Genomic DNA, 22,107 nt, shown 5'->3' with positions numbered 1-22,107 from the left:
TGTAGCTGAAATAGTTGTCTCAGTAGGAAATTTAGAATGACTGACGAAAAAAATGGCAAAGGTGAAGATAGCGGCAAGCTGCTTTACTGTTCTTTTTGCGGCAAAAGTCAGCATGAGGTTAGGAAGCTTATCGCTGGGCCCTCTGTATTTATCTGTGACGAGTGTGTAGATCTGTGCAACGATATTATTCGTGAAGAGGTGCAGGAGAGTAGCCCAGATAGTTCTAGCGACAAATTGCCCACACCAAAAGAAATAAATGCAATACTGGATGAATATGTTATAGGCCAGTCTAGAGCCAAGAAGATTCTTTCAGTTGCCGTGTATAACCACTATAAACGCTTACAGCGAGGCGGCAAGAAAGAGAAAGAAGATGTAGAGCTAGGCAAAAGTAACATCTTGCTGATTGGCCCAACAGGCAGTGGTAAAACTTTGCTGGCTGAGACCTTGGCTCGGTTGTTGAATGTGCCTTTTACTATTGCTGATGCCACTACCCTGACAGAAGCAGGCTATGTGGGTGAAGATGTAGAAAACATTATTCAGAAGTTACTGCAAAAATGCGACTATGATGTGGACAAAGCCCAAATGGGTATTGTTTACATTGATGAAATTGACAAGATTTCCCGTAAGTCTGATAACCCATCTATTACCCGTGACGTATCCGGAGAAGGGGTGCAGCAAGCGCTGTTAAAACTGATTGAAGGAACTGTTGCGTCCGTGCCACCTCAAGGCGGTCGTAAGCATCCTCAGCAAGAGTTTCTACAGGTAGACACCTCTAATATTTTATTTATCTGTGGTGGTGCGTTTGCCGGGTTAGATAAGGTTATTCGTGATCGCTCTGAAAAAGGTGGTATTGGCTTCTCTGCTGAAGTGAAGAGTAAGGACACCAGCAAAAAAGTGGGTGAAACCTTGAAAGACGTTGAGCCAGAAGATTTGGTGCGTTATGGGTTAATTCCTGAGTTTGTTGGGCGTTTGCCAGTGATTGCTACCTTGGATGAGCTTGATGAGCCCGCCTTGATTCAAATATTGACTGAGCCGAAAAACTCGCTAGTTAAGCAGTATGGCAGGTTATTTGAAATGGAAGAGGTGGAAATTGACTTTAGAGAAGAAGCTTTGAGTGCTATTGCTCAAAAGGCGATGGAGCGAAAAACCGGTGCACGGGGGTTGCGTTCAATTTTAGAGTCAGTGCTTTTAGATACCATGTATGATATTCCTTCTCAGGAAGATGTTAGCAAGGTGGTCATCGATAAATCGGTGATAGAAGGGGATTCAGAGCCGCTACTGATATATGAAAATAGTGAGCAGCAAAAAGCGCTGCCGGATGACTAAATCAACTATAATTAAATGGGGCCTTTAAGGCCCCATTTTTTTATGGATGAACGCATTGCTTGTCGGTATGAGTACAGAGCTGCAGTGAGATCAAGGATAAGCTTGTTTTTCATTGCTTCGTCCCCATGTTATAACCAAGGTTTGTTGGTAATAGCCTGGTGCCTGTTATTTATTTAAGAATAGTGTTGTATAACTGGCTAGTCCGAATCCAGAGCTGAACGTTGATCGACTAGTTTTAAGTAAACAGTTATTGAGTAATGCTGCTTGGCTAAATCAAGTGGAGCATAGTAAACAGCACTAAATGCCTAAACAGCAGCTGTTATGTGGTAAAAGTATGTTGCAAGTAGGCTTGTCTGTTATTAGCAAAGGTGTTAACCAGGCTGGCTTAACATAATGAATTCACTCGCTGTATGGTTGTATGCAGCAAAAAGTAGTTACTAGGGGGCTACTTATGGAGACATATGATATCTCCGATCGACCTGATGTTTTTGAATTACCGCTATTGCCCTTAAGGGATGTTGTGGTGTATCCCCATATGGTTATTCCATTGTTTGTAGGTCGTGAAAAATCGATCAAAGCATTGGAAGCCGCAATGGAAAAGGATAAGCAAGTACTGCTTGTTGCCCAAAAAGATGCTTCAGATGATGAGCCTAACCAGACAGATATATTTGATATTGGAACGGTTTCGACAATTTTACAGCTGCTCAAGCTGCCTGATGGTACGGTTAAGCTTTTGGTTGAAGGTGGCCATCGGGCCCATATCGAAAGCCTTTCTGGGGATCAGGATGAATACTATAGTGCTTGGGTTACTCCTCTAAAAACAATTGAGGCAAAGGAGCGTGAGTCTGACGTACTGACCCGCTCATTAATATCTCAGTTTGAACAGTATGTGCAGCTCAGCAAAAAAGTACCTGCTGAGGTGCTGACTTCTCTATCCTCTATTGATGATGCGGAGCGACTGACTGATACCATTGCTGCCCACATGGCACTGAAAGTCCATGAGAAGCAAAAGATTTTGGAAATTAGTGATCTTCATAAGCGAATTGAGCATTTGATGGGGATCATGGAGTCTGAAATTGACCTGATGCAAGTTGAAAAACGCATTCGAGGTCGGGTGAAAAAACAGATGGAGCGGAGCCAGCGCGAGTATTATTTGAATGAGCAAATGAAAGCCATTCAAAAAGAGCTGGGCGATATGGATGAAGCACCCAATGAGACTGACGAGCTACAAGCCAGGATTGATGCTTCTGGAATGACTAAAGAAGCTAAGGAGAAAGCTGGTGCAGAGCTGAATAAGCTGCGGATGATGTCGCCTATGTCAGCAGAAGCGACTGTGGTGCGTAGCTATATTGACTGGATGGTGAATTTACCTTGGAAAAAACGTAGTAAAGTACGTCATGATCTCAAGCAGGCAGAGAAAATCTTAGAAACAGACCATTATGGTTTGGAAGAAGTTAAAGAGCGGATTTTAGAGTACCTGGCAGTTCAGCAACGAGTGCGCAAACTGAAAGGGCCGGTACTTTGTTTAGTGGGGCCGCCAGGCGTGGGTAAAACCTCGCTAGGTGAATCGATTGCTAGGGCAACTAACCGTAAATTTGTGCGGATGGCATTAGGTGGTGTCCGTGATGAAGCTGAAATACGCGGTCATCGTCGTACTTATATTGGCTCTATGCCAGGCAAACTGTTGCAAAAAATGGCTAAAGTGGGCGTAAAAAATCCGTTATTTCTGCTGGACGAAATTGATAAAATTGGTTCAGACATGCGTGGAGATCCGGCTTCTGCCTTATTAGAAGTGCTTGATCCAGAGCAAAATAATACCTTTAATGATCATTATTTAGAAGTAGACTACGACTTGTCGGATGTTATGTTTGTCTGTACCTCTAATTCGATGAATATTCCTGGACCGTTATTGGATCGAATGGAGGTTATTCGTATTCCAGGCTATACCGAAGATGAAAAAGTAAATATTGCTTTGCGGTATTTGATACCCAAGCAGAAAAAGCTTAACGGTTTAAAGGAAAAAGAAGTCGAATTTGCAAAAGATACGGTTCGTAGTTTAATTCGTTACTATACTCGTGAAGCCGGAGTGCGTGGTTTAGAGCGAGAAATTGCGAAAATTTGCCGTAAAATAGTTAAAGAACATGCATTGGGTCAAGAAGGTATTAAAGATGTCGTCTTGCCAGAGCAACTTGAGCTTTACTCCGGTGTTAGAAAGTTCAAGTATGGTTTAGCTGAAGAAGAAGACCAGGTTGGTCAGGTGACAGGTCTAGCCTGGACTCAAGTAGGCGGTGAATTGCTTACCATTGAAGCCATTGCTGTGCCCGGTAAAGGGCGTATTACCAAGACTGGCTCACTGGGTGACGTGATGCAGGAGTCGATTCAGGCTGCTTTGACAGTGGTGCGCAGTCGTTCACAAGTGCTGGGTATTCCCAGTAATTTTCATGAAAAAAACGATATTCATATTCATGTCCCTGAAGGGGCTACACCGAAAGATGGCCCCAGTGCAGGCATCGGGATGTGTACAGCTCTCGTTTCTGTGCTGACAGGTATCCCTGTGAAAGCAGAAGTGGCAATGACAGGTGAGATTACTCTACGGGGTCAGGTGTTGCCTATTGGTGGTTTAAAAGAGAAATTATTGGCCGCGCATCGTGGTGGAATTAAAACAGTGATAATTCCAGATGAAAATCAGCGTGATTTAAAAGAAATTCCTGATAATATTAAGGAAGACTTGGAAATCCGCCCTGTGAAGTGGATTGACGAGGTGCTAGGGATTGCTTTGCAATATATGCCAGAGCCTCTACCTGAGACTGAACAAGTAGTAAAAACATCTGAAGATCAACAGACAAATGAGTCTAATGAGCGTATTAATACGCACTAATTAGGGGTTTACCTTGACAGTCTTGAAAGCGAGTTGGTATAAATCCCCACTCGCTTTGGCATCACGGGTCAGGCGTCTTGTTGAGTTTTGCTGCTTCGTTAAAAAATAAATTAAACATTGCGTAAATTAGCAGCATGGTCTGGCAAACAGATTTGTGTTGATGCGCGCTTACCAAACACAGTTTAATGAATGTTGTGTTAAGCGTTTACTAAATATCTCAAAAGAAGGGGAATAGAGTGAACAAATCAGAGTTAATCGATGCAATTGCAGCTTCTGCTGATATTTCTAAAGCTGCTGCCGGTCGTGCTCTTGATGCAATGATCGACTCAGTCACCAAAGCTTTACAGGGTGGTGATCAAGTTGTTTTGGTGGGATTTGGTACTTTTTCTGTCAAAGAGCGTGCAGCACGTACTGGACGTAACCCACAGACAGGCGAACCAATTCAAATACCTGCTGCAAAAATTCCAAGCTTTAAAGCTGGTAAAGCATTGAAGGATGCCGTAAACTAAGCGCCTTCAAGAGGGCAGTTGAGTTTGGCTGCCCTTAGTAATTTATGGGTTAATTGTTAGTAATAACATTTACCCAGAGTTTGGAGCGGTAGTTCAGTTGGTTAGAATACCGGCCTGTCACGCCGGGGGTCGCGGGTTCGAGTCCCGTCCGCTCCGCCAAATACTAAAGGCGCATCAATTGATGCGCCTTTTTTATATGTAATAAACCTGAATTATAGGGTAGTAATAAAAATATTTGTCTGGCTATGTGTCGTTAACTATTGTATAAGCCGGTTTCTTACATAGAAAAGCACATTGAACATAACGAAATAACAGTGACAACTGGCCACCCAGTTGTGCGAGGTTAATATGCTGCAAGGTATCAGGGATAATGCACAAAGCTGGATAACAAAGGTTATTGTTATCTTAATTATATTTTCTTTTGCTATTTTTGGGCTTGAGTCCATTCGTCTAGTAGCTACCAGTAATGGTGTTGTTTCTGTCAATGGCGAAGATATATCACCCCAAGAAGTACAACGAGCAATGACGCTGCAACGCAATCAGCTGATACAACAAATGGGGGATAATTTTGATCCTTCATTAATTAATGAAGATGAGCTACGTTCAAGTGCTATTGAATCATTAATTAATGAACAAATATTGGTTCAGGCGGCTGAAGACGCAGGCATGTATGTTACTGATCAAGTCATTAATGAGTATATTCTGCAAAATCCTAGCTTCCAGGTGGAAGGTCAATACAACAAAGACCGATTTCAGTTAGCTATCAGCTCGTTGGGGTTGTCTCCTCAACAATTTCGTCAGTATTTGCGTCAGCAAGTATTGGTTAACCAATATACAATAGGTGTTAGTGCTTCTGATTTTGTGTTAGATAATGAAATTAATACAGTACTAAAGCTTGATCAACAAACTCGCAGTATTCAGTATCTTACTTTGCAGCAGGATAAAATAAAGGCTGCAATTAAACCAACCGAAGATGAAATAAAAGCGTATTACGAAGCTAATAAAGATGATTTTAAAACCCCTGAGCAAATTCAAGTTGACTATGTGGTACTAGACCGTGCCAATTACTTGGAGGCTATAGAGGTTTCTGATAAAGAAGTGCAAGAACGTTATGAAGCACTTGTTGCTGACTTAGAAAAAGAAGCTAAAAAGCGCCGCCAAGTTGCGCACATCTTATTTGAGATTAACGATGATTTAACAGAAGAAAAAGCTAAAGCGCTTGCTGATGAAGTGAAGCAAAAATTAGCTAATGGGGGAGACTTTGCCAAACTAGCTAAAGCTTATTCCAGTGATAAAGTATCTGCAGAAAAAGGCGGTGATTTAGGTGTTGTTGAAAAAGGCTTTTTTGGTGAGGAATTTGATTTAGCATTGGCTGACCTTAAAGAGGGAGAGGTGTCTGAGCCAGTTAAAAATGATTTTGGTTATCAGATTATCAAGGTGACAGGTATTGATAAGGCAGAAGTACCAAGCTTTGCTCAAAAGAAAGATGAAATAGTGAAGTCATTAAAACAGGAAAAAGCTGAGCTGGCTTTTGCTGAGAAAAAAGAAGAGTTTGGTTTAAAAGCCTATGAGTCAGATTCTTTAAAAACGCTGGCAGATGAGTTTGAGCTGGCTGTGCAAACCTCTGATTATTTTGATGCCAATGGTGGAAAAGGATTATTTGCTAACAAGGTGTTAGTTAATGAAGCCTTTTCTGATGAAGTTATTCAAGATTCAGAAAATAGTAAAGCCATTGAGGTGGATGAAGGTAAGTGGGTTGTTGTTCATTTAAAAGACCGTAAGCCTGCTGCAATTAAGCCACTTGATGAAGTCGCTGAGACAGTAAAAACAGCGATCATTAATAAACAAGCTGAAGAACAAATCAAAGCGCAAGCAGAGCAATTATTGGCGAAGTTAAAAGAAGGAAAAGCTTTGGAATTAGTAGCTAAAGAGGCAGGACTTGAGCTTAAAAAAGCAGAGAATATTAAACGAAGTGCAGCTACTTTACCTCGCCAACTGGTAGAAGAAAGTTTTAAAATGCCCCGCCCAGCTGAAGATAAACAAAGCTTTAGTCAGACCACATTGTTAGGAGGTAATGTAGCGGTTATTGCTTTAAGTTCGGTGAAAACACCTGAAAAAATCAAAGAAGATGGACAGCAGAAGCAATTTCTCACTCGTTATTTGACAGGTCAGCAAGGTAGGCAAATGATAGCCTCACTGCAGCAAAATTTAAGAGAAAATGCTGACATAGAGCGTAACTTATAAGTTTTAAAGTAATATTGGGAAATAACCAAAACCGGGCAGCTTGATAATGAGCTATCCGGTTTTTTTATGCCTTTTAATTTAAAGCAACCAGAAAAACTGGAATTTAAAATAGAGATAGATATATGTAGTAATTATTGTTGTAAAAGTGAGAAAAGAGGGGAGTGTTGCACGCAGCTTCTTACTTACTTAATGTAGGAAGTACTTTTGTTTGAAGCAGGGTACAAGCCAGAGGAAGTTTAGGCGTGGAGGGTGAGTATAATCACCCTCCTGAAGAGAAAAGACTATTCTTCCTCCAAAGCACCCATTGCAGTAATATTGAAACCGCCGTCTACATAAGTGATTTCGCCGGATACACCACTGGCGAGATCTGAACACAGAAAGGCAGCAACATTACCGACTTCTTCAATAGTCACATTACGACGTAAAGGTGTTTGCTTTTCGTTATAGCTAAGCATTTTTCTGAAACTTTTTATTCCAGATGCTGCAAGAGTACGAATAGGACCAGCAGAAATAGCATTGACCCGAGTGCCATCTGGCCCCATGCTAGTCGCTAGATAACGTACAGAAGCTTCTAGGCTTGCTTTTGCTAGACCCATGACATTGTAATTAGGCATAGTCCGCTCTGCACCTAAATAAGACAAGGTAAGTAATGAGCCATTGCGTCCTTCAAGCATCGCTTTAGCAGCTTTTGCTAAAGCGATGAAACTATAGGCGCTAATATCGTGAGCAACTCTAAAACCTTCACGGGTAGTCACATCGACAAAATTGCCTGTGAGTTGGTCACCAGGGGCGAAACCAACAGAGTGAACAATAATATCAACGCCGTCCCACTTTTTATTTAATTCAGTGAAAACATTAGCAATTTCTTCATCATTGGTTACATCACAAGGAAAGCATAGCTCAGGGTTTGACCCCCACTCTTGAGCATATTCTTCCACCCGAGACTTTAGTTTGTCATTTTGGTAAGTAAAAGCCAGTTCAGCACCTTCACGGTGCATGGCTGCAGCAATACCAGAGGCAATTGATTTTTTACTGGCAACACCGACAATTAGTGCCTTTTTTCCAGCTAAAAAACCCATAATAATCTTCCTAAATTTTAAGTTAGCCGATGACTATTCTGGACTTGATACCCTTCACGTTGGTTAGGTATGCCAGGCTAGCCGTTTAACTTGTTTGTAAAATAGACAATAAAGTGTGGGAAGTATATTGGAATCTGGCCAAAATTGCGAATGTAAATCAGCTTGGTGAGACTGGCTAGAAGTTTGGTGCAAGTGTTTGCTTGTTTTTGAGGGTTTCGCAAGCCAGGTTGATTGACTGTGCTGGTTTATTAAGACAGGCCTTATCATGTCCATGACATTCTAAAATTTAATATGCTCTTTAGGTGGTTGCTTAGGTCCTTGGTTGTCAATATCATCTACATCTTGGAAGTTAAAAAAGTTACCACTTTGGGTAAGAATTTGTTTGACTAAAAAGCCTACTTGAATAGATTCTGCTGTAGCATCAATGGGCTTTTTACCAAATAAACTGGCAAAAAAACCAGGATAAGGACCAGCCCATGCTGTCGAGCAAAACCAAAATTCGCTTTCAATGTCTTTTGTAATAAAGATCTTGATGTCTTTCCCGCAGTAATGACCAATCAAAAACCAACCAAGGTCATTTGAGGTGATTTTTATACAAGGCACTTTATGGTTGGGAAGCTCAGACATTAGATAATCTACGATGGCCTTGCCTGGAGGAGAGCTATTAAGCGCTTCATCATGTGTGCTAAAAAACATCCATAGTTGGCTCATTGAAATTATACTACTCGTTTTAATTTTGAAAACAGGCTGATATAAGGTATATAAGCACGCTAATATAAGAGCAACAGAAACTAAGGATAATCATAAGCTAAAAGGTAGTAGGATTCTATGACACCAGCTGTAATGGTAGCTAAGAAAGCTAAGATAGATTTTTTTCTTCATGAATATAGTCATGACCCAACAGCAGTATCTTATGGGATGGAAGCGGCAGAAACACTGGGCTTGGAGGCTGACAGAGTTTATAAAACACTGCTTGTACAACTCTCAGGGAGCAAGGAGTCGCTGGTAGTTGCGTTAGTGCCAGTCAATTCGCAATTAAATACTAAAGCAGTTGCCAATTACTTTAAGGCAAAAAAAGCCGTTATGGCTGAGCCTATTATCGCAGAGCGTACAACGGGTTACTTAGTAGGAGGGATTAGTCCGTTAGGCCAGAAAAAGGTATTGCCGTTGTTGTTGGATGAATCTGCAATGGCTTGTAAGTCAATTTTTATTAGTGGGGGCAAGCGAGGCTTAGAGATAGAACTCGACCCAAACGATTTGCTTGCACTCACCCGAGGCAAAATAGCAGCGATTAAAAAAAGCGGCTAAAAAAACAGACTTTACAAAAAAGCAGCTTCTATTAACGCTTTTGTATAGGGGTGGTTGGGTTGATGAAATATATCGTGTGTCTCACCTGTTTCGATACATTGGCCTTTTTGCATCACCATAATTCGGTGGCTCATGGCTTTAACCACCGCTAAATCATGGCTGATAAACAAGTAGCTTAGCTGGTATTTTTGTTGTAGGTTGCGTAATAAACTAACGATTTGGGTTTGTACCGTACGGTCTAAGGCAGAAGTGGGTTCATCTAAAATAATAAGTTTGGGTTTTAGTATTAAAGCTCTAGCAATTGCTATCCGTTGACGTTGACCACCTGAAAATTCATGAGGGTAGCGATGCCGGATGCTGGGGTCCAAACCAACTTCACTGAGTGTTTGACAAATTTCCAGGTCAATATCTTCGACAGCCAACTGGCTTTGGTGGATACTAAGACCCTCACCGATTATTTGACCAATGGACATTCGTGGATTTAGGCTACCAAATGGATCCTGAAAAACAATTTGTATATCGCGACGTAGCGGGCGGAATTCATGTTGATTCAATGAGCTGATGGCTTGACTATTAAAATGAATATCGCCTTCACTGGGTATTAATTTTAATAAAGCAAAACCTAGCGTTGACTTACCAGAGCCACTTTCACCGACTACCCCTAAGGTTTCCCCTTGTTTAATAATCAAATCAGTGGGCTCAACGGCTTTTATAAAATCGAATGTGCGTTTAAAAATGCCTGCTGTTAGGGGAAACCAAACCTTTAACTGTTTTGCGGCTAAAATGGGTTTTGCTTCTTTATCAATAGGGATTGGTGTGCCTGTAGGCTCCGCGTTAATCAATAGCTGAGTATAGGGGTGATTAGGGTGCTTAAACAATGTATCACAGGGCCCACTTTCAACAATATTACCGTCTTTCATAACAGCAACTTTGTGGGCGACGTGTTGCACGAGATTGAGGTCGTGGCTAATTAATAAAATAGCCATTTCTAATTCAACTTGTAGTTGTTCAATTAACTTTAATATTTGTAATTGAACAGTGACATCTAGTGCAGTAGTTGGTTCGTCAGCAATCAATAGTTTTGGTTTGTTTGCCAACGCCATTGCAATCATTACCCGTTGGCGTTGCCCTCCCGATAATTCATGAGGGTAAGCATTAAGGCGTTGTTTGGCATTATGAATTTCAACTTGCTCTAGCAGTTCAAGAGTCTGTTGTTTAATCTCAGCTTTGCTGATTCCAGGTTGGTGTAATTGAATAATTTCACCTATTTGTTTAGCAATCGAATGGAGTGGATTAAGTGAAGTCATGGGTTCTTGAAAAATCATGGCAATGTCATTGCCTCTGACTTTTCGTATGGTTTCGGTCGGTGCTACGAGTAAATTTTCACCATTCCAAAGAGCTTTGCCACTGGTTTGGCAAGCTGGTGCTGGGGGGAGTAGTTGAAGAATGGACTGGGCGGTTACTGATTTACCTGAGCCACTTTCACCAACCAACGCCAATGTTTCACTGTGATTGATAGTAAAGTTAACCTTATTTACAGCCGTAAATGTTTGATTAGCCTGGTGAAAACTAACGGATAACTCTGCTACCTGTAACAAACTTTCACTCACAGTTTTATTTTCCTTGGATCAAATGCGTCACGAGCTGCTTCCCCAATAAAAACTAATAGCGTTAACATAAGTGCTAGGGTGATAAATGCAGATAGGCCTAACCAGGGAGCATGTAGGTTGTTTTTACCTTGGGCGACTAATTCACCCAGAGAGGGTGAGCCAACAGGTAAACCAAAACCTAAGAAGTCTAGTGAGGTAAGGGCGGTAATACCTGATGTTAAAATAAATGGCATGAAGGTTAATGTCGCCACCATGGCGTTGGGTAAAATATGGCGAAAAATAATTAATCCGTTGGCCAAACCTAACGCTCTGGCGGCCCTGACATATTCGAAATTTCTTGCCCGTAAAAATTCGGCCCTTACTAAGTCAACTAGTTGCATCCAGCTGAATAACAGCATTATACCCAGTAACCACCAGAAATTAGGGTTAACAAAGCTAGATAAGATGATCAGTAAAAACAGTACAGGTAAGTTTTGAAAAATTTCAATTAATCGTTGGCCAATCAAATCAATCTTGCCTCCATAGAAGCCTTGGAGGGCTCCAACGGCAATGCCAATGATAGAACTGATAACAGTCAGGGTTAAGGCAAACAATACTGAAATACGAAACCCGTAGATAATGCGTGATAATACGTCTCGAGCCTGATCATCACTGCCTAACCAGTGGTTGCTGTCAGGCGGTGAAGGTGCGGGTTGAGGGAGCTCGTAAACAATAGTGTCATAACGATAGGGGATGAGAGGCCATAGTATCCAGCCATTTTTTTTAATTAACTCTTGAATATAAGGGTCTTTGTAATCAGTTTCAGTTTCAAACTCACCACCAAAAACTGTTTCGGCATAGCTTACAACAACGGGGAAGTAATAGTTATCTTGGTATTTTAATAACACAGGTTTGTCATTAGCAATCCATTCTGCAAACAAGCAAATAATAAACAAAATACAAAATATCCATAATGAATAATAGCCTCGCTTATTTGCTTTAAAGGCTTCCTTGCGGCGTTGATTAATTGGGCTTAAAGGCATGCTGGCTAACCCTCACGGCTCTCGAAGTCAATTCTAGGGTCTACCAGCATGTAACTAATGTCGCCAATCAGCTTGAGAATGAGACCAATTAGGGTAAAGATAAACAGGGTGCCAAAGACCACGGGATAATCCCGTTGTATGGCAGCTTCAAATCCCAATAACCCTAAACCATCTAGAGAAAAAATGACTTCAATCAGGAGTGAGCTGGTAAAGAAAATTCCCACTAATGCGGCAGGAATTTGTGCAATAATAATTAACATGGCATTACGAAACACATGGCCATAAAGAATTTTATTTTCGGCTAGTCCTTTTGCCCTTGCTGTTATAACGTACTGCTTATGAATTTCATCGAGAAAAGAGTTTTTGGTTAACATGGTTAAAGTAGCAAAGCTACCAATAACAATAGAGATAACAGGCAATGTGATATGCCATAGGTAATCTACGATTTGTTGTTGTGCACTCATCTCATCAAAATTATCAGATGTTAAGCCGCGTAGTGGAAACCAATCTAAATAGGTTCCACCTGCTAAAAATACGATAAGTAGAATAGCAAATAAAAAGCTGGGGATTGCATAGCCTACAATGATCACGGTACTAGTCCAGATATCAAAGTGTGAGCCATCTTTAACTGCTTTTTTAATGCCTAGTGGGATGGATATAAGATAAACCAACAGGGTGCTCCATAACCCTAATGAAATTGAAACGGGTAACTTATCAATAATAAGATCAATTACTTTTTTATCATGAAAAAAACTTTCGCCAAAATCAAATTGTGCATAGTTTTTTAGCATAATAAAAAAACGTTCGTGAGCAGGCTTATCAAAACCATAGAGCTTTTTGATGTTTTCAATCAGCTCGGGGTTGAGTCCTTGTGCTCCTCTGTATTCACTGGCTGGTTGGCCACTGGCAATGCTATCTGATCCAGTGCCCAAACGGCCGCCGATACCCGTATCTAAGCCTTGCAATCTAGCGATCATTTGTTCAACTGGGCCACCAGGGGCTGCTTGAATAATAATAAAATTAATTACCATAATCCCTAGTAGGGTAGGGATTATGAGGAGCAGCCGACGAAGAATATAGTCAAACATAACTCTAATGACCAACCATTATTGTTTAGTGAGCTTTTTAGCTTTAGCGGAGTCATACCACCAAGTATTTAGCCCTACAGCATATTTAGGTGGTTGCTCAGGCATGCCAAATTTATTCCAATAAACTAAACGAGTCTGATTAAGATAGTATTGTGGAATTACGTAGTGATTCCACAACAGTACCCTGTCAAGGGCTTGAGTGCTTGCAATAAGTGTTTTTCGGTCTGGTGCTTGTATGATCTTACTAATTAACTGATCAACTACAGGATTCTCTATGCCGATATAGTTGCGGCTTCCCTTGATATTCGCTTGACTGGAATGCCAGTAATCGCGTTGTTCGTTGCCTGGGGAGGTAGACTGGGGAAAGCCGCTTACTATCATATCAAAATCAAAGCTATTGCGGCGTTCAATATACTGTTGAGTGTCAATTTTACGTATGGTCATTTCTATACCCATACGCTTTAGGTTTTTTTGAAAAGGCAAAACAATCCGTTCAAAGTTGGCTTGGGTTAGTAACACTTCAAAGTTAAAAGGCTCTCCTTTATTATTAACTAATTGCTTATTTTTAATCTGCCAGCCGGCTTGCTTGAGCAAACGTAATGCCTGCCGTAAATTGTTACGTATATTACCACTGCCATCTGTTTTGGGGAGGGTGAATGGTTTAGTAAATAACTCACTTGGTAATTGCTTTTTAAAAGGGTCTAATAATACTAGTTCTGCCTTACTGGGTGTTCCTGTGGCAGCAAGCTCTGAGCCAGCAAAGTAGCTATCAATGCGTGTATAGCTATTATAAAATATCGTTTTATTTTGCCACTCAAAGTCATAGGCATAACCAATGGCTTCACGCACTTTGAGGTCTTTAAACTTATCTCGGCGAATATTGAAAATAAAAGACTGCATAGCAGCAGGGGTATAATCAGTAATGCTAGCTTTGATTAAGTGACCTTTTTTTACAGAGGCAATGTTGTATTCGGTAGCCCAGCTTTTAGCACTATTTTCTACTCGTAAGTCATATTTGCCAGCTTTTATCGCTTCAATAGCAACGGAGGGTTCTCGGTAATAATCAAAAATGAGCATATCAAAATTGTATTGGCCTTTATTTACCGCTACATTTTGTCCCCAATAGTCTTTTACACGTTCATAGTGAATAGAACGACCAGGGTCTACTTTTGAAATTTTATAGGGGCCACTGCCTAAAGGAAATTCTAGGGTGGTTTTTGTGAAATCATGCGTTTCCCAATAATGCTTGGGTAATATTGGAAACTGGCCAACGATTAGGATAAGCTCTCGATTCGTTTTAGTATCAAATTCAAATTTAACAGAGTGATTATTAAGGGCTGTCACTGTTTTGACATTATGATAATAGGTTTTATAAAGCGGGTGCCCTTTTTCGGTTAATAAATTAAAAGTGAAGACCACATCTTCAGCCGTAATAGGGTGGCCATCATGAAACTTGGCATTTTTTCTTAAATGAAAAGTGATCCAAGAGCGATTGTCGGGCCACTCCATTGATTCTGCAAGTAAACCATACTTGGTAAATGCTTCATCATAACTTTGAACTAATAATGTGTCATAAATATACCCCCCACCTAAATAGGCCATACCTGCTGCTGGTACACCTTTGACAATAAAAGGGTTTAAACTATCGAAACCGCTACTGCTGACAGTAGCTTGTTTAAATACACCACCTCTGGGGGCGTCAGGATTCGCATAATCAAAATGGGTAAAATTTGCTGGGTATTTAGGCTGGCCATGCATGGCAATGGCATGGGTTTTATGAATGACAGGATTTTTTACTTCAGCTGCCAAAGCAGTTTGTTGGAAACAAAGTAGCCAGATAAACTTAATGGTAAAAATAAAGGCGATGTTATTTTTATTTTTAAACCTCATTAGAAGTTCCCTATAATCGTTTATTTTTTATATTTTACCCATCTGTTTTAAACCACCAGCTTTCTAAACCAAAATAGTAGGGTGGTTGGGTAGTTGGTTTATTAAATTTATTCCAATAGGCTACCCGATAATGATCGGTATACCAATTGGGAATAATATAGTGTTGCCACAGTAGAACGCGGTCAAGTGCTTGAGTATAGAGCCTGAGTTCTGGCCGGGTTTTAGCTGTAATAACTTTTTCAACCAGGTCATCAACAATAGGATTTTTAATTCCAGAAAAATTCAATGTACCTTCTGTGTCAGCAAACTGAGAGTGAAATAAATCTCTAAGGCTCTGGTTGGGCGTGAGTGATTGGGTGAAGGCTAGACTGGTCATATCAAAATCAAATTGATCCAGGCGACGTTTGAACTCGGCACTATCAACTAGCCGAATGGACATTTGTATACCAATTCGCTTTAAGTTTTTTTGAAATGCTTCCCATACTTTTAATAAGCCACGATTTCGAGCCAGCGCTTCAAATTGCAGGGGCTGTTGATTGTTGGGATTAATTAATCTGCCTTGTTGTAATTGCCAACCTGCTTTCTTTAGTAATGTTAATGCTTGCCTTTGTTGTTTGCGGTTATGTCCGGTGCCTTGAGTTTTGCTGAGGGTAAATGGTGTAGTTAATACTTTTTTATCAAGCTTAGGGTATTGTGTTAATAACTGCTTTTCAGCTTTAGAGGGTAAAGGTTGACTGGCTAAATCTGTGTTTGCAAAATAACTGTTTGTGCGTTTATAAGCTGAATAAAAATATTGTTTATTGATCCACTCGAAATCAAATGCCATGCTGATGGCTTGACGCACCCGGACGTCTTGAAAGAAAGGTCGACGAGTGTTGAAGAAAAAAGCTTGTAAACCAGCAGGGCGCTGATGAGGTATTGTCGCTTTTATAATACTGCCAGACTGAACGGCTTGAAAATCATAACCTTGTGTCCAATTTTTTGCGATGGATTCAAAGTAAAGGTCATAACGGCCTGCCTTAAATGCTTCGAAAGCCACGGTAAGATCTCGATAAAACTCCACTTTTACTTTATCAAAATTGTAACGCCCACGGTTTACTGGTAAGTCTTTTCCCCAGTAATTAGCTACTCGCTCAAAGATAAGGTAATGACCTGCTTTAACGTCAGTGATCCGATAAGGCCCGCTATTTAAAGGGGGGGTTAAGCTTGCTTGCTTAAAATCTTTACCTTTCCAGTATTTTTTAGAAAATACCGGTAGTTCGCCTACCCGTAGGGCTAAGCTCTTACGATTAGTGCCGTCTAACGTAAATTTTACCTTGCGGGGGGCTATGACAGTTGCTGACTTTATATCCTGATAAACTGCTTGATAGCGAGGGTGGCCATGCTTAATTAGGGTATTATAGGAAAATACCACATCTGCTGCGGTTACTGAGCTGTTGTCATGAAAACGGGCTTTTGGATTGAGGTTAAAAATAATCCAACGGAAGTCGTCTGGGTACTCGATAGTTTCTGCTAGTAGCCCATAGGCCGATTGAGGCTCGTCTCCGACACGGTTGGTTTCAGAGGTGCCCATCAATAAGGTTTCGTTTAGCTCATTGATACCATACTGAAAAAAACCAGGTGTATTCATGGGACTGATTCCTTTCAATGTATAGTAGTTTAGGGAATCAAAATTGCCATGGCCCATCAGTTTAATCTCACCCGCTTTAGGGGCTGCTGGGTTAACATAGTCGAAATGTTTAAAATTAGAGGGATACTTTAGATTTCCATGTAATGCGAGACCATGGCTGATGGTTACCTGCTCTTTTGGGTAACTTGACTGACAGTATGAGAAAGCGATCAGTGACAATAAGATAGTCAGCCACAACAAAGTAGTATCTGCTAATGAATGCCTTTTCTGTAATAAAAATTGCAAGACAATTGGCCCCCTTTTACTTTCTGTAAGTCTAGCAAAGAGAGCAGGGGAACCATTGAGATGTTGTAGCGGCTTGTATGGGCACCTCTAATCATTGTTTATAGCCTCTGCGCAATCTGACGGGTTCTTGCACAAGACGGCTTGTGCAGTGTAAGGCTGGTTGTTTTCCCATACAAGCTAACACAGAGACAGTAAGCAACTATTATTAGATAGAGGTGCCTTTAAATGCAGCAACCTCTTGAAGAAGAGGCTGCTAAAAGGGGGGAAATGGATTTGCTAACGAGCTTTAGTTACATCCACAAACAGGGTCAATAATTGACCAGGCTTCAGGTGACGTTTTTCAATTTGATTCCATTCTTTAATTTGTTTTACTTTGACATTAAATTTACTGGCGATGTGGTACAACGAATCCCCGTGGCGAACTCGGTAGCGTACTTTTCTCACGATACCATTATTGCCTTTGCTGGCTGGTTGCCAAATCACCAAGGTTTGGCCGGGTTTTAAATAGTCACCTGGTGCCATGTTATTCCAGGCTGCCAGTTTGCGCATCGAAACGCGGTGCTCCCTAGCGACAGACCAGAAGCTATCACCCATTTTAACCGTATGCGTTTTTTTGGTTCGACCTGGTCGCTGCCGGTGTTGTTGTATTTGTTTACGCTGCGCGGCTGACAGAGAGTAACTAGCCAATGAACGTGAGGGCTTAGCGATTAGTAAGGTTTGTCCTGCTCTTAGAAAATACCCCGATAAGTTATTGGTGCGTTTAATTAGACTTGGCTGGGTATTAAAGCGTTTAGCAATTTTGATTAGATTATCGCCTGACTTGACTCGATAGCGATGCCATTGGAGGCGGGCATCAGCAGGTAATTCCGCGAGTTTTTGTTTAAATTGTTCAGCTTTAGCAATAGGGACCAAGAGATAATGGGGGCCATTAGGGTCAGTAGCCCACTGATTAAAAGCAGGATTCAGCTGGTACAGTGAATCTAAATCCATATCGGCTAGTTTAGCCGCTTGTGCTAGATCAATTTGCTGGCCAATGGCTACTTTCTCTAGCTGTTTTTCATCATTAATCGGAGGAAGCTCTAGACCATAAGTCGCAGGGGCTGATACCAGCTTTGCTAGTGCCATCAGTTTGGGAACGTAGCTTCTGGTTTCTTTGGGCAATGACAGAGACCAAAAATCTGTTGCTTTGCCTTGAGCTTTATTCTGTCTTATTGCTTTAGATACGGTGCCTCCACCAGCATTATAGGCTGCTAATGCCAGCTCCCAGTTATTAAAGCGTTTATAAAGCAGCTCTAAATAATTAAGCGCAGCATTGGTAGAGGCTGCGATATCACGGCGTCCGTCATACCACCAATTTTGCTTTAGGCCAAAATGTTTGCCAGTTTGAGGAATAAACTGCCAAAGCCCTGAAGCTCGGCCATGCGAGTAAGCAAATGGGTCATAGGCGCTTTCAATCATGGGGAGTAAAGCTAACTCGGTAGGCAGTTGGCGCTTTTCTATCTCTGCTAGCACAAAGTAGAGATAAGGCTCAGCTCGATTAGACAGTTTGAGAAGATAGCGTGGATGCTTTTTTAGCCACTTTACCTCAGCTGCCAAGCGCGGTTGATTTTGATCCAGATTTAAAGCTAGTCCTGAGCGGAGCCTATCCCATAAATCAGTTGAAGTATCTTCAGCTAATTCTTTACTAGCTAACTCTTTTGAAACGGCTTCAACGGGCTTATTGATGGAGTCGGTAGAAATAGGGGAGGTTAAACTATTATGTAGGCTGCTATTGGTGTTGTGATCATCAGAGAATATACTCAGCTTGGACACTGAGGGCAATTGCTGGCAACCAGCAAGAGTTAGTAAGCTAACAATAGCGATGGACTTTCCTGCGAGTGGGAGGGAGTTTCGACGCAGCTGCTGATGCTGGGAAATTGCCCGAGGCGCTTTAATGTGCTTTAACCACTGATATAACTGCATGAAAACCCGCTACTTATTTTCAACTAAATCAACCATTCAAACAGATTTCTCGATAGTTAGTTTAGGCTAACTTGACTGTCTTGATAGTAAAGACAGTTGTTATGCTATTTAGTTTATAAAACTAAACGGCTAATATCTGTTCAGAAAAAGTGCAAAGCATATCATGAAAAAAGTGAGATGCTGTAATATTTTTAAACTTTGTGTAAGTAACGGCAGACCTGCGTAGGGCTTGATAGTTAGGAGAGTACCTCTTTATTGCCTCATATCACGTTTAGCCCGAAAAACTTATCAGAGCGCTTAAAACTGGAGTAGCAAGCTTGAAGCAACATGGTAACGGGCTATTCAGTATCTTATTTTTATTGGCTACAGTTAAAAAGCAATGGTTTGAAATATCGCTTCGACTAGAACTGGTCTTTCCATTGACGAATCATGGCAAATACTTCAACTGGGCTATCTAGTGGTTTACCAGCATGTTGGCTTGCTGCTTCTTGAACAGCAGTTTGCTGGCAGCGAAGAAAGGGATTGGTTGCCAGCTCGTCACCCAGTAAGCTCGGTACAGTGGGTTGAGACTGTGAGCGTAGTTGTTTCACCTGATTAATGCGTTCTTGTAGTTTGCTGTTGGTGGGCTCAACGGCACTGGCAAAGCTAAGATTGGCACTGGTATATTCATGAGCACAGTAAATGAGAGTGTTAGCCGGAAGAGCCGCAATCTGACTAAGCGATTGGTACATTTGTTTAGGTGTGCCTTCGAACAATCGGCCACACCCACCTGCAAACAAAGTATCACCACAAAAGAGAGTGGGCTGAGCCAGTAATTGGTCACTATAATAGGCTATATGGCCTCGCGTATGACCGCCAACTTCAAGGACTTGAAATTCAGCGCCTAGCACATCTAGTACGTCACCTGCTGCGAGTGAGTGTTGAATTCCCTTAATGTTTTCATTAGCTGGGCCATATGTGACAGGGTTGTGTTGCTTTAATAATGTCTTCAAACCTCCCACATGATCATAGTGGTGATGGGTAATTAAAATGCCTGTCAGGGTAAGTTGGTGCTGGTCTAGGTATTGATTGACAGGCGCTGCATCACCTGGATCTACCACCCAAGCCGTATGTGTATCTGAACAGCTGAGTAGCCAAATATAGTTATCATTAAAAGCGGAAATGGGGCTGACGTGAATCATTGTTAAGCGTATCCTGTCAATAAAGAAATGAAAGCAACTGACTACAACAGATAAAGAGCCTGCCATGCTGTTTAATAATACAACAGAACCTGATCGCTGGTTCAGTGGCCAGCATCGGGCATTTTACCGGCTGCTGCCAGAGTTGCACCATTGGTTATCCTCACCTTTGGGGGTGCGACTACTCGCTATCCAAGCTCAACAATTAGAGCATTGGTTACCTTATATTTTTGGTTATCATCTGGTGCAAGTAGGTGTTTCTCCAGATTTACGTCTGGTTGATACCTGTAGAATCGCCCACAAAGTCATTTTAACCCCTCGTTTAATTACAACCAACTGCTCGCAATTACAAGGTTCCCTCACGGAATGGCCGATACAACCCAACAGTGTTGATATGGTGCTTCTCCATCATGCGTTAGAGTTTTTTGAAAACCCACACCGGCTGCTTTTTGAAGCGAATAAAGCGATTATTCCAGGTGGTAAGCTCATTGTAATTGGGTTTAACCCTTATAGCTTATTGAACCTGTGGCGTGGCCTTGGGTTCCCTCATTACAAGTTTTTACGTCAAGCACACTTTATTCGTCCAGGGCGCTTACAAGACTGGTTTAAGTTGTTAGGGTTTTCTCTGGATAAAGTATGCTATCCGGCTGTAAAGTTGGCGGATACCTACTACCCCACCAAATTGGATCGTTACTGTGAATCCATTGGGCTAGGCATTGGTAGTTTTTATATAATGCAGGCCACCAAGGAAACTGTGGGGATGACGCCAATTAAGCCATTATGGCGACCAACGGCTCCTAAGGTGGTGACACTACCCCTGGCTGAACCAACGACCAGGCGATAAGTCGTTTTAATTGGATAAATGAGCGTTTGATGAAGCAAGTTGAAATTTTTACTGATGGTGCTTGTAAAGGTAATCCAGGACCTGGAGGGTGGGGGGCTCTACTCCGTTATGGAGGGGTTGAAAAAGAGCTATTTGGTGGTGAAGAAAACACCACCAATAATCGAATGGAATTAATGGCGGCGATTGAAGGCCTGAAAGCTTTGAAACGTTCCTGTCAAGTGAGTATCACCACCGACTCTCAATATGTACGCCAAGGTATTACCCAGTGGCTACCTCGTTGGGTTGCCCGTAACTGGCGTACATCATCTAATCAACCAGTCAAAAATCAGGACTTATGGCAGCAGCTGGCAGAGCAAACCAGTAAGCATCAGGTAGAATGGTGTTGGGTAAAAGGTCATAGTGGCCATCCAGAGAATGAGCGAGCGGATGAGCTAGCAAACCAAGGTATTACAACGCTTTTGTCGTAAATTTTTTATCAACACAAAATTGAATCAGGTAGCAACACGATGCGCACAATTGTGCTGGATACTGAAACCACAGGTATTGATCCAAAGCAGGGCCACCGAATTATCGAAATTGGCTGTGTTGAGGTCATTAATCGCAAGCTAACGGGTAATTCTTACCACCAATACATTAATCCTCAGCGTGAAGTGGAGCAGGAAGCAATTGAAATTCATGGTATTACTAATGAAATGTTGGTGGATAAACCGGTATTTGCTGAAATAGCGGCTGACTTTTTTGAGTTTATTAAAGGCGCTGAGCTGGTTATTCATAATGCACCCTTTGATGTGGGCTTTATTAATCATGAGTTTGGGCTGTTAGCCAGCAATAATCCTGGCACCGTAGAAAACTATTGTCGTATTACTGACTCATTAGTGTTAGCAAGAAATAAACACCCTGGCGCTAAAAATAATTTGGATGCACTCTGTAAACGTTATGGAGTTGATAATTCAGCACGGACTTATCATGGCGCATTATTGGATGCGGAAATACTAGCAGATGTTTATTTGCTAATGACGGGTGGGCAAACGGCACTTGCTTTTGGAGGCAGTTCTCAAAACCAAGGAGGAGGGCAGAGTAATCAGGGGCAAATCAAGCGGCTTGCTGCTGATCGGCCACCTCTACCTGTGATTAGCGCTACCGCAGATGAGTTAGCTGCTCATGAGGCAAAGCTTGATGTCATTGCACAGCAAGGCCAATGTGTGTGGCGAGATAAGTATGAGAGTAGTCATTGATAAGGGGCTCTGAAGCCCC

At 41.6% G+C, this 22,107-nt stretch carries 17 protein-coding genes and 1 tRNA gene; 9 read left to right on the top strand and 9 right to left on the bottom strand.

The annotated features are described in order from the left end of the window. Positions 1-36 precede the first annotated feature (36 nt). The 5 genes from clpX to OQE68_RS01085 all read left to right on the top strand — a co-directional run bounded on the left by clpX (position 37) and on the right by OQE68_RS01085 (position 6,957). On the top strand, positions 37-1,326 hold the full coding sequence (clpX, locus tag OQE68_RS01105; protein ID WP_180568566.1) for an ATP-dependent Clp protease ATP-binding subunit ClpX: 1,290 nt from the start codon (positions 37-39) through the stop codon (positions 1,324-1,326). 451 nt (positions 1,327-1,777) lie between these two features. Then, entirely contained in the window at positions 1,778-4,204 is a 2,427-nt protein-coding gene (lon, locus tag OQE68_RS01100) for an endopeptidase La (RefSeq protein WP_180568567.1), read from the top strand. Between the two features lie 236 nt (positions 4,205-4,440). Then, positions 4,441-4,713 (top strand): nucleoid-associated protein HU-beta, encoded by a 273-nt coding sequence (hupB, locus tag OQE68_RS01095; RefSeq protein ID WP_163834458.1) that lies wholly within the window; start codon positions 4,441-4,443, stop codon positions 4,711-4,713. 82 nt (positions 4,714-4,795) lie between these two features. Next, positions 4,796-4,872, top strand: a tRNA-Asp gene (locus tag OQE68_RS01090). Positions 4,873-5,061: 189 nt separating this feature from the next. Beyond that, positions 5,062-6,957, top strand: coding sequence for a SurA N-terminal domain-containing protein (locus OQE68_RS01085; RefSeq protein WP_180570761.1), 1,896 nt, complete (start codon positions 5,062-5,064; stop codon positions 6,955-6,957). 281 nt (positions 6,958-7,238) lie between these two features. Here OQE68_RS01085 and fabI read toward each other — a convergent pair whose 3' ends face one another. Together fabI and OQE68_RS01075 are read right to left on the bottom strand one after the other, a co-directional pair. Further along, positions 7,239-8,036 carry an enoyl-ACP reductase FabI gene (gene fabI, locus OQE68_RS01080; RefSeq protein WP_180570760.1) on the bottom strand — a complete coding sequence of 266 codons (798 nt, stop codon included), beginning with the start codon at positions 8,034-8,036 and terminating at the stop codon, positions 7,239-7,241. A 279-nt stretch (positions 8,037-8,315) separates the two neighbouring features. Beyond that, entirely contained in the window at positions 8,316-8,747 is a 432-nt protein-coding gene (locus tag OQE68_RS01075) for a hypothetical protein (RefSeq protein WP_180570759.1), read from the bottom strand. A gap of 117 nt (positions 8,748-8,864) precedes the next feature. Between OQE68_RS01075 and ybaK the strand changes: the two genes are divergently transcribed. Continuing rightward, positions 8,865-9,344, top strand: a complete 480-nt coding sequence (ybaK, locus tag OQE68_RS01070; RefSeq protein ID WP_180570758.1) for a Cys-tRNA(Pro) deacylase — start codon at positions 8,865-8,867, stop codon at positions 9,342-9,344. Positions 9,345-9,355: 11 nt separating this feature from the next. Here the strand turns inward: ybaK and OQE68_RS01065 are convergent, their stop codons facing one another. From OQE68_RS01065 to gloB, 7 genes are all read right to left on the bottom strand, one after another. Beyond that, positions 9,356-10,954 (bottom strand): ABC transporter ATP-binding protein, encoded by a 1,599-nt coding sequence (locus OQE68_RS01065; protein WP_180570757.1) that lies wholly within the window; start codon positions 10,952-10,954, stop codon positions 9,356-9,358. Next, the gene (locus tag OQE68_RS01060; RefSeq protein WP_180570756.1) at positions 10,951-11,976 is read right to left on the bottom strand and encodes an ABC transporter permease; all 1,026 of its coding nucleotides are present in this window, start codon (positions 11,974-11,976) and stop codon (positions 10,951-10,953) included. The genes OQE68_RS01065 and OQE68_RS01060 overlap by 4 nt, the downstream gene beginning before the upstream one ends. Positions 11,977-11,981: 5 nt before the next feature. After that, a complete protein-coding gene (locus OQE68_RS01055; RefSeq protein WP_180570755.1) occupies positions 11,982-13,064 on the bottom strand; it encodes a microcin C ABC transporter permease YejB in 1,083 nt (360 codons plus the stop codon). A gap of 18 nt (positions 13,065-13,082) precedes the next feature. Continuing rightward, complete coding sequence (locus tag OQE68_RS01050; protein ID WP_180570754.1) at positions 13,083-14,954, bottom strand: extracellular solute-binding protein; 1,872 nt, start codon at positions 14,952-14,954, stop codon at positions 13,083-13,085. A 34-nt stretch (positions 14,955-14,988) separates the two neighbouring features. Continuing rightward, positions 14,989-16,869 carry an extracellular solute-binding protein gene (locus OQE68_RS01045; RefSeq protein ID WP_219340180.1) on the bottom strand — a complete coding sequence of 627 codons (1,881 nt, stop codon included), beginning with the start codon at positions 16,867-16,869 and terminating at the stop codon, positions 14,989-14,991. A 276-nt stretch (positions 16,870-17,145) separates the two neighbouring features. Next, complete coding sequence (locus tag OQE68_RS01040; protein WP_180570753.1) at positions 17,146-18,831, bottom strand: LysM peptidoglycan-binding domain-containing protein; 1,686 nt, start codon at positions 18,829-18,831, stop codon at positions 17,146-17,148. 401 nt (positions 18,832-19,232) lie between these two features. Further along, the gene (gene gloB, locus OQE68_RS01035; protein WP_180570752.1) at positions 19,233-20,012 is read right to left on the bottom strand and encodes a hydroxyacylglutathione hydrolase; all 780 of its coding nucleotides are present in this window, start codon (positions 20,010-20,012) and stop codon (positions 19,233-19,235) included. Positions 20,013-20,076: 64 nt separating this feature from the next. Between gloB and OQE68_RS01030 the strand changes: the two genes are divergently transcribed. The 3 genes from OQE68_RS01030 to dnaQ are packed head-to-tail and all read left to right on the top strand — an operon-like array spanning position 20,077 to position 22,088. Continuing rightward, complete coding sequence (locus OQE68_RS01030) at positions 20,077-20,853, top strand: class I SAM-dependent methyltransferase (RefSeq protein WP_180570751.1); 777 nt, start codon at positions 20,077-20,079, stop codon at positions 20,851-20,853. A 29-nt stretch (positions 20,854-20,882) separates the two neighbouring features. Next, entirely contained in the window at positions 20,883-21,320 is a 438-nt protein-coding gene (gene rnhA, locus OQE68_RS01025) for a ribonuclease HI (protein WP_180570750.1), read from the top strand. A 39-nt stretch (positions 21,321-21,359) separates the two neighbouring features. Beyond that, positions 21,360-22,088, top strand: coding sequence for a DNA polymerase III subunit epsilon (dnaQ, locus tag OQE68_RS01020; RefSeq protein ID WP_180570749.1), 729 nt, complete (start codon positions 21,360-21,362; stop codon positions 22,086-22,088). Positions 22,089-22,107 lie beyond the last annotated feature (19 nt).

The organism is Spartinivicinus marinus (assembly GCF_026309355.1).
GTDB classification, from domain to species: domain Bacteria; phylum Pseudomonadota; class Gammaproteobacteria; order Pseudomonadales; family Zooshikellaceae; genus Spartinivicinus; species Spartinivicinus marinus.
Note: the sequence above shows the minus strand (reverse complement) of the source record. Positions and strands in the feature narration are given on the sequence as shown.

Coding starts and splice junctions, on each gene's coding strand:
- clpX (WP_180568566.1), top strand. CDS start 37: ATGACTGACGAAAAAAATGGCAAAGGTGAAGATAGCGGCAAGCTGCTT.
- lon (WP_180568567.1), top strand. CDS start 1,778: ATGGAGACATATGATATCTCCGATCGACCTGATGTTTTTGAATTACCG.
- OQE68_RS01085 (WP_180570761.1), top strand. CDS start 5,062: ATGCTGCAAGGTATCAGGGATAATGCACAAAGCTGGATAACAAAGGTT.
- fabI (WP_180570760.1), bottom strand. CDS start 8,036: ATGGGTTTTTTAGCTGGAAAAAAGGCACTAATTGTCGGTGTTGCCAGT.
- OQE68_RS01075 (WP_180570759.1), bottom strand. CDS start 8,747: ATGAGCCAACTATGGATGTTTTTTAGCACACATGATGAAGCGCTTAAT.
- ybaK (WP_180570758.1), top strand. CDS start 8,865: ATGACACCAGCTGTAATGGTAGCTAAGAAAGCTAAGATAGATTTTTTT.
- OQE68_RS01060 (WP_180570756.1), bottom strand. CDS start 11,976: ATGCCTTTAAGCCCAATTAATCAACGCCGCAAGGAAGCCTTTAAAGCA.
- OQE68_RS01055 (WP_180570755.1), bottom strand. CDS start 13,064: ATGTTTGACTATATTCTTCGTCGGCTGCTCCTCATAATCCCTACCCTA.
- OQE68_RS01050 (WP_180570754.1), bottom strand. CDS start 14,954: ATGAGGTTTAAAAATAAAAATAACATCGCCTTTATTTTTACCATTAAG.
- OQE68_RS01040 (WP_180570753.1), bottom strand. CDS start 18,831: ATGCAGTTATATCAGTGGTTAAAGCACATTAAAGCGCCTCGGGCAATT.
- gloB (WP_180570752.1), bottom strand. CDS start 20,012: ATGATTCACGTCAGCCCCATTTCCGCTTTTAATGATAACTATATTTGG.
- OQE68_RS01030 (WP_180570751.1), top strand. CDS start 20,077: ATGCTGTTTAATAATACAACAGAACCTGATCGCTGGTTCAGTGGCCAG.
- rnhA (WP_180570750.1), top strand. CDS start 20,883: ATGAAGCAAGTTGAAATTTTTACTGATGGTGCTTGTAAAGGTAATCCA.
- dnaQ (WP_180570749.1), top strand. CDS start 21,360: ATGCGCACAATTGTGCTGGATACTGAAACCACAGGTATTGATCCAAAG.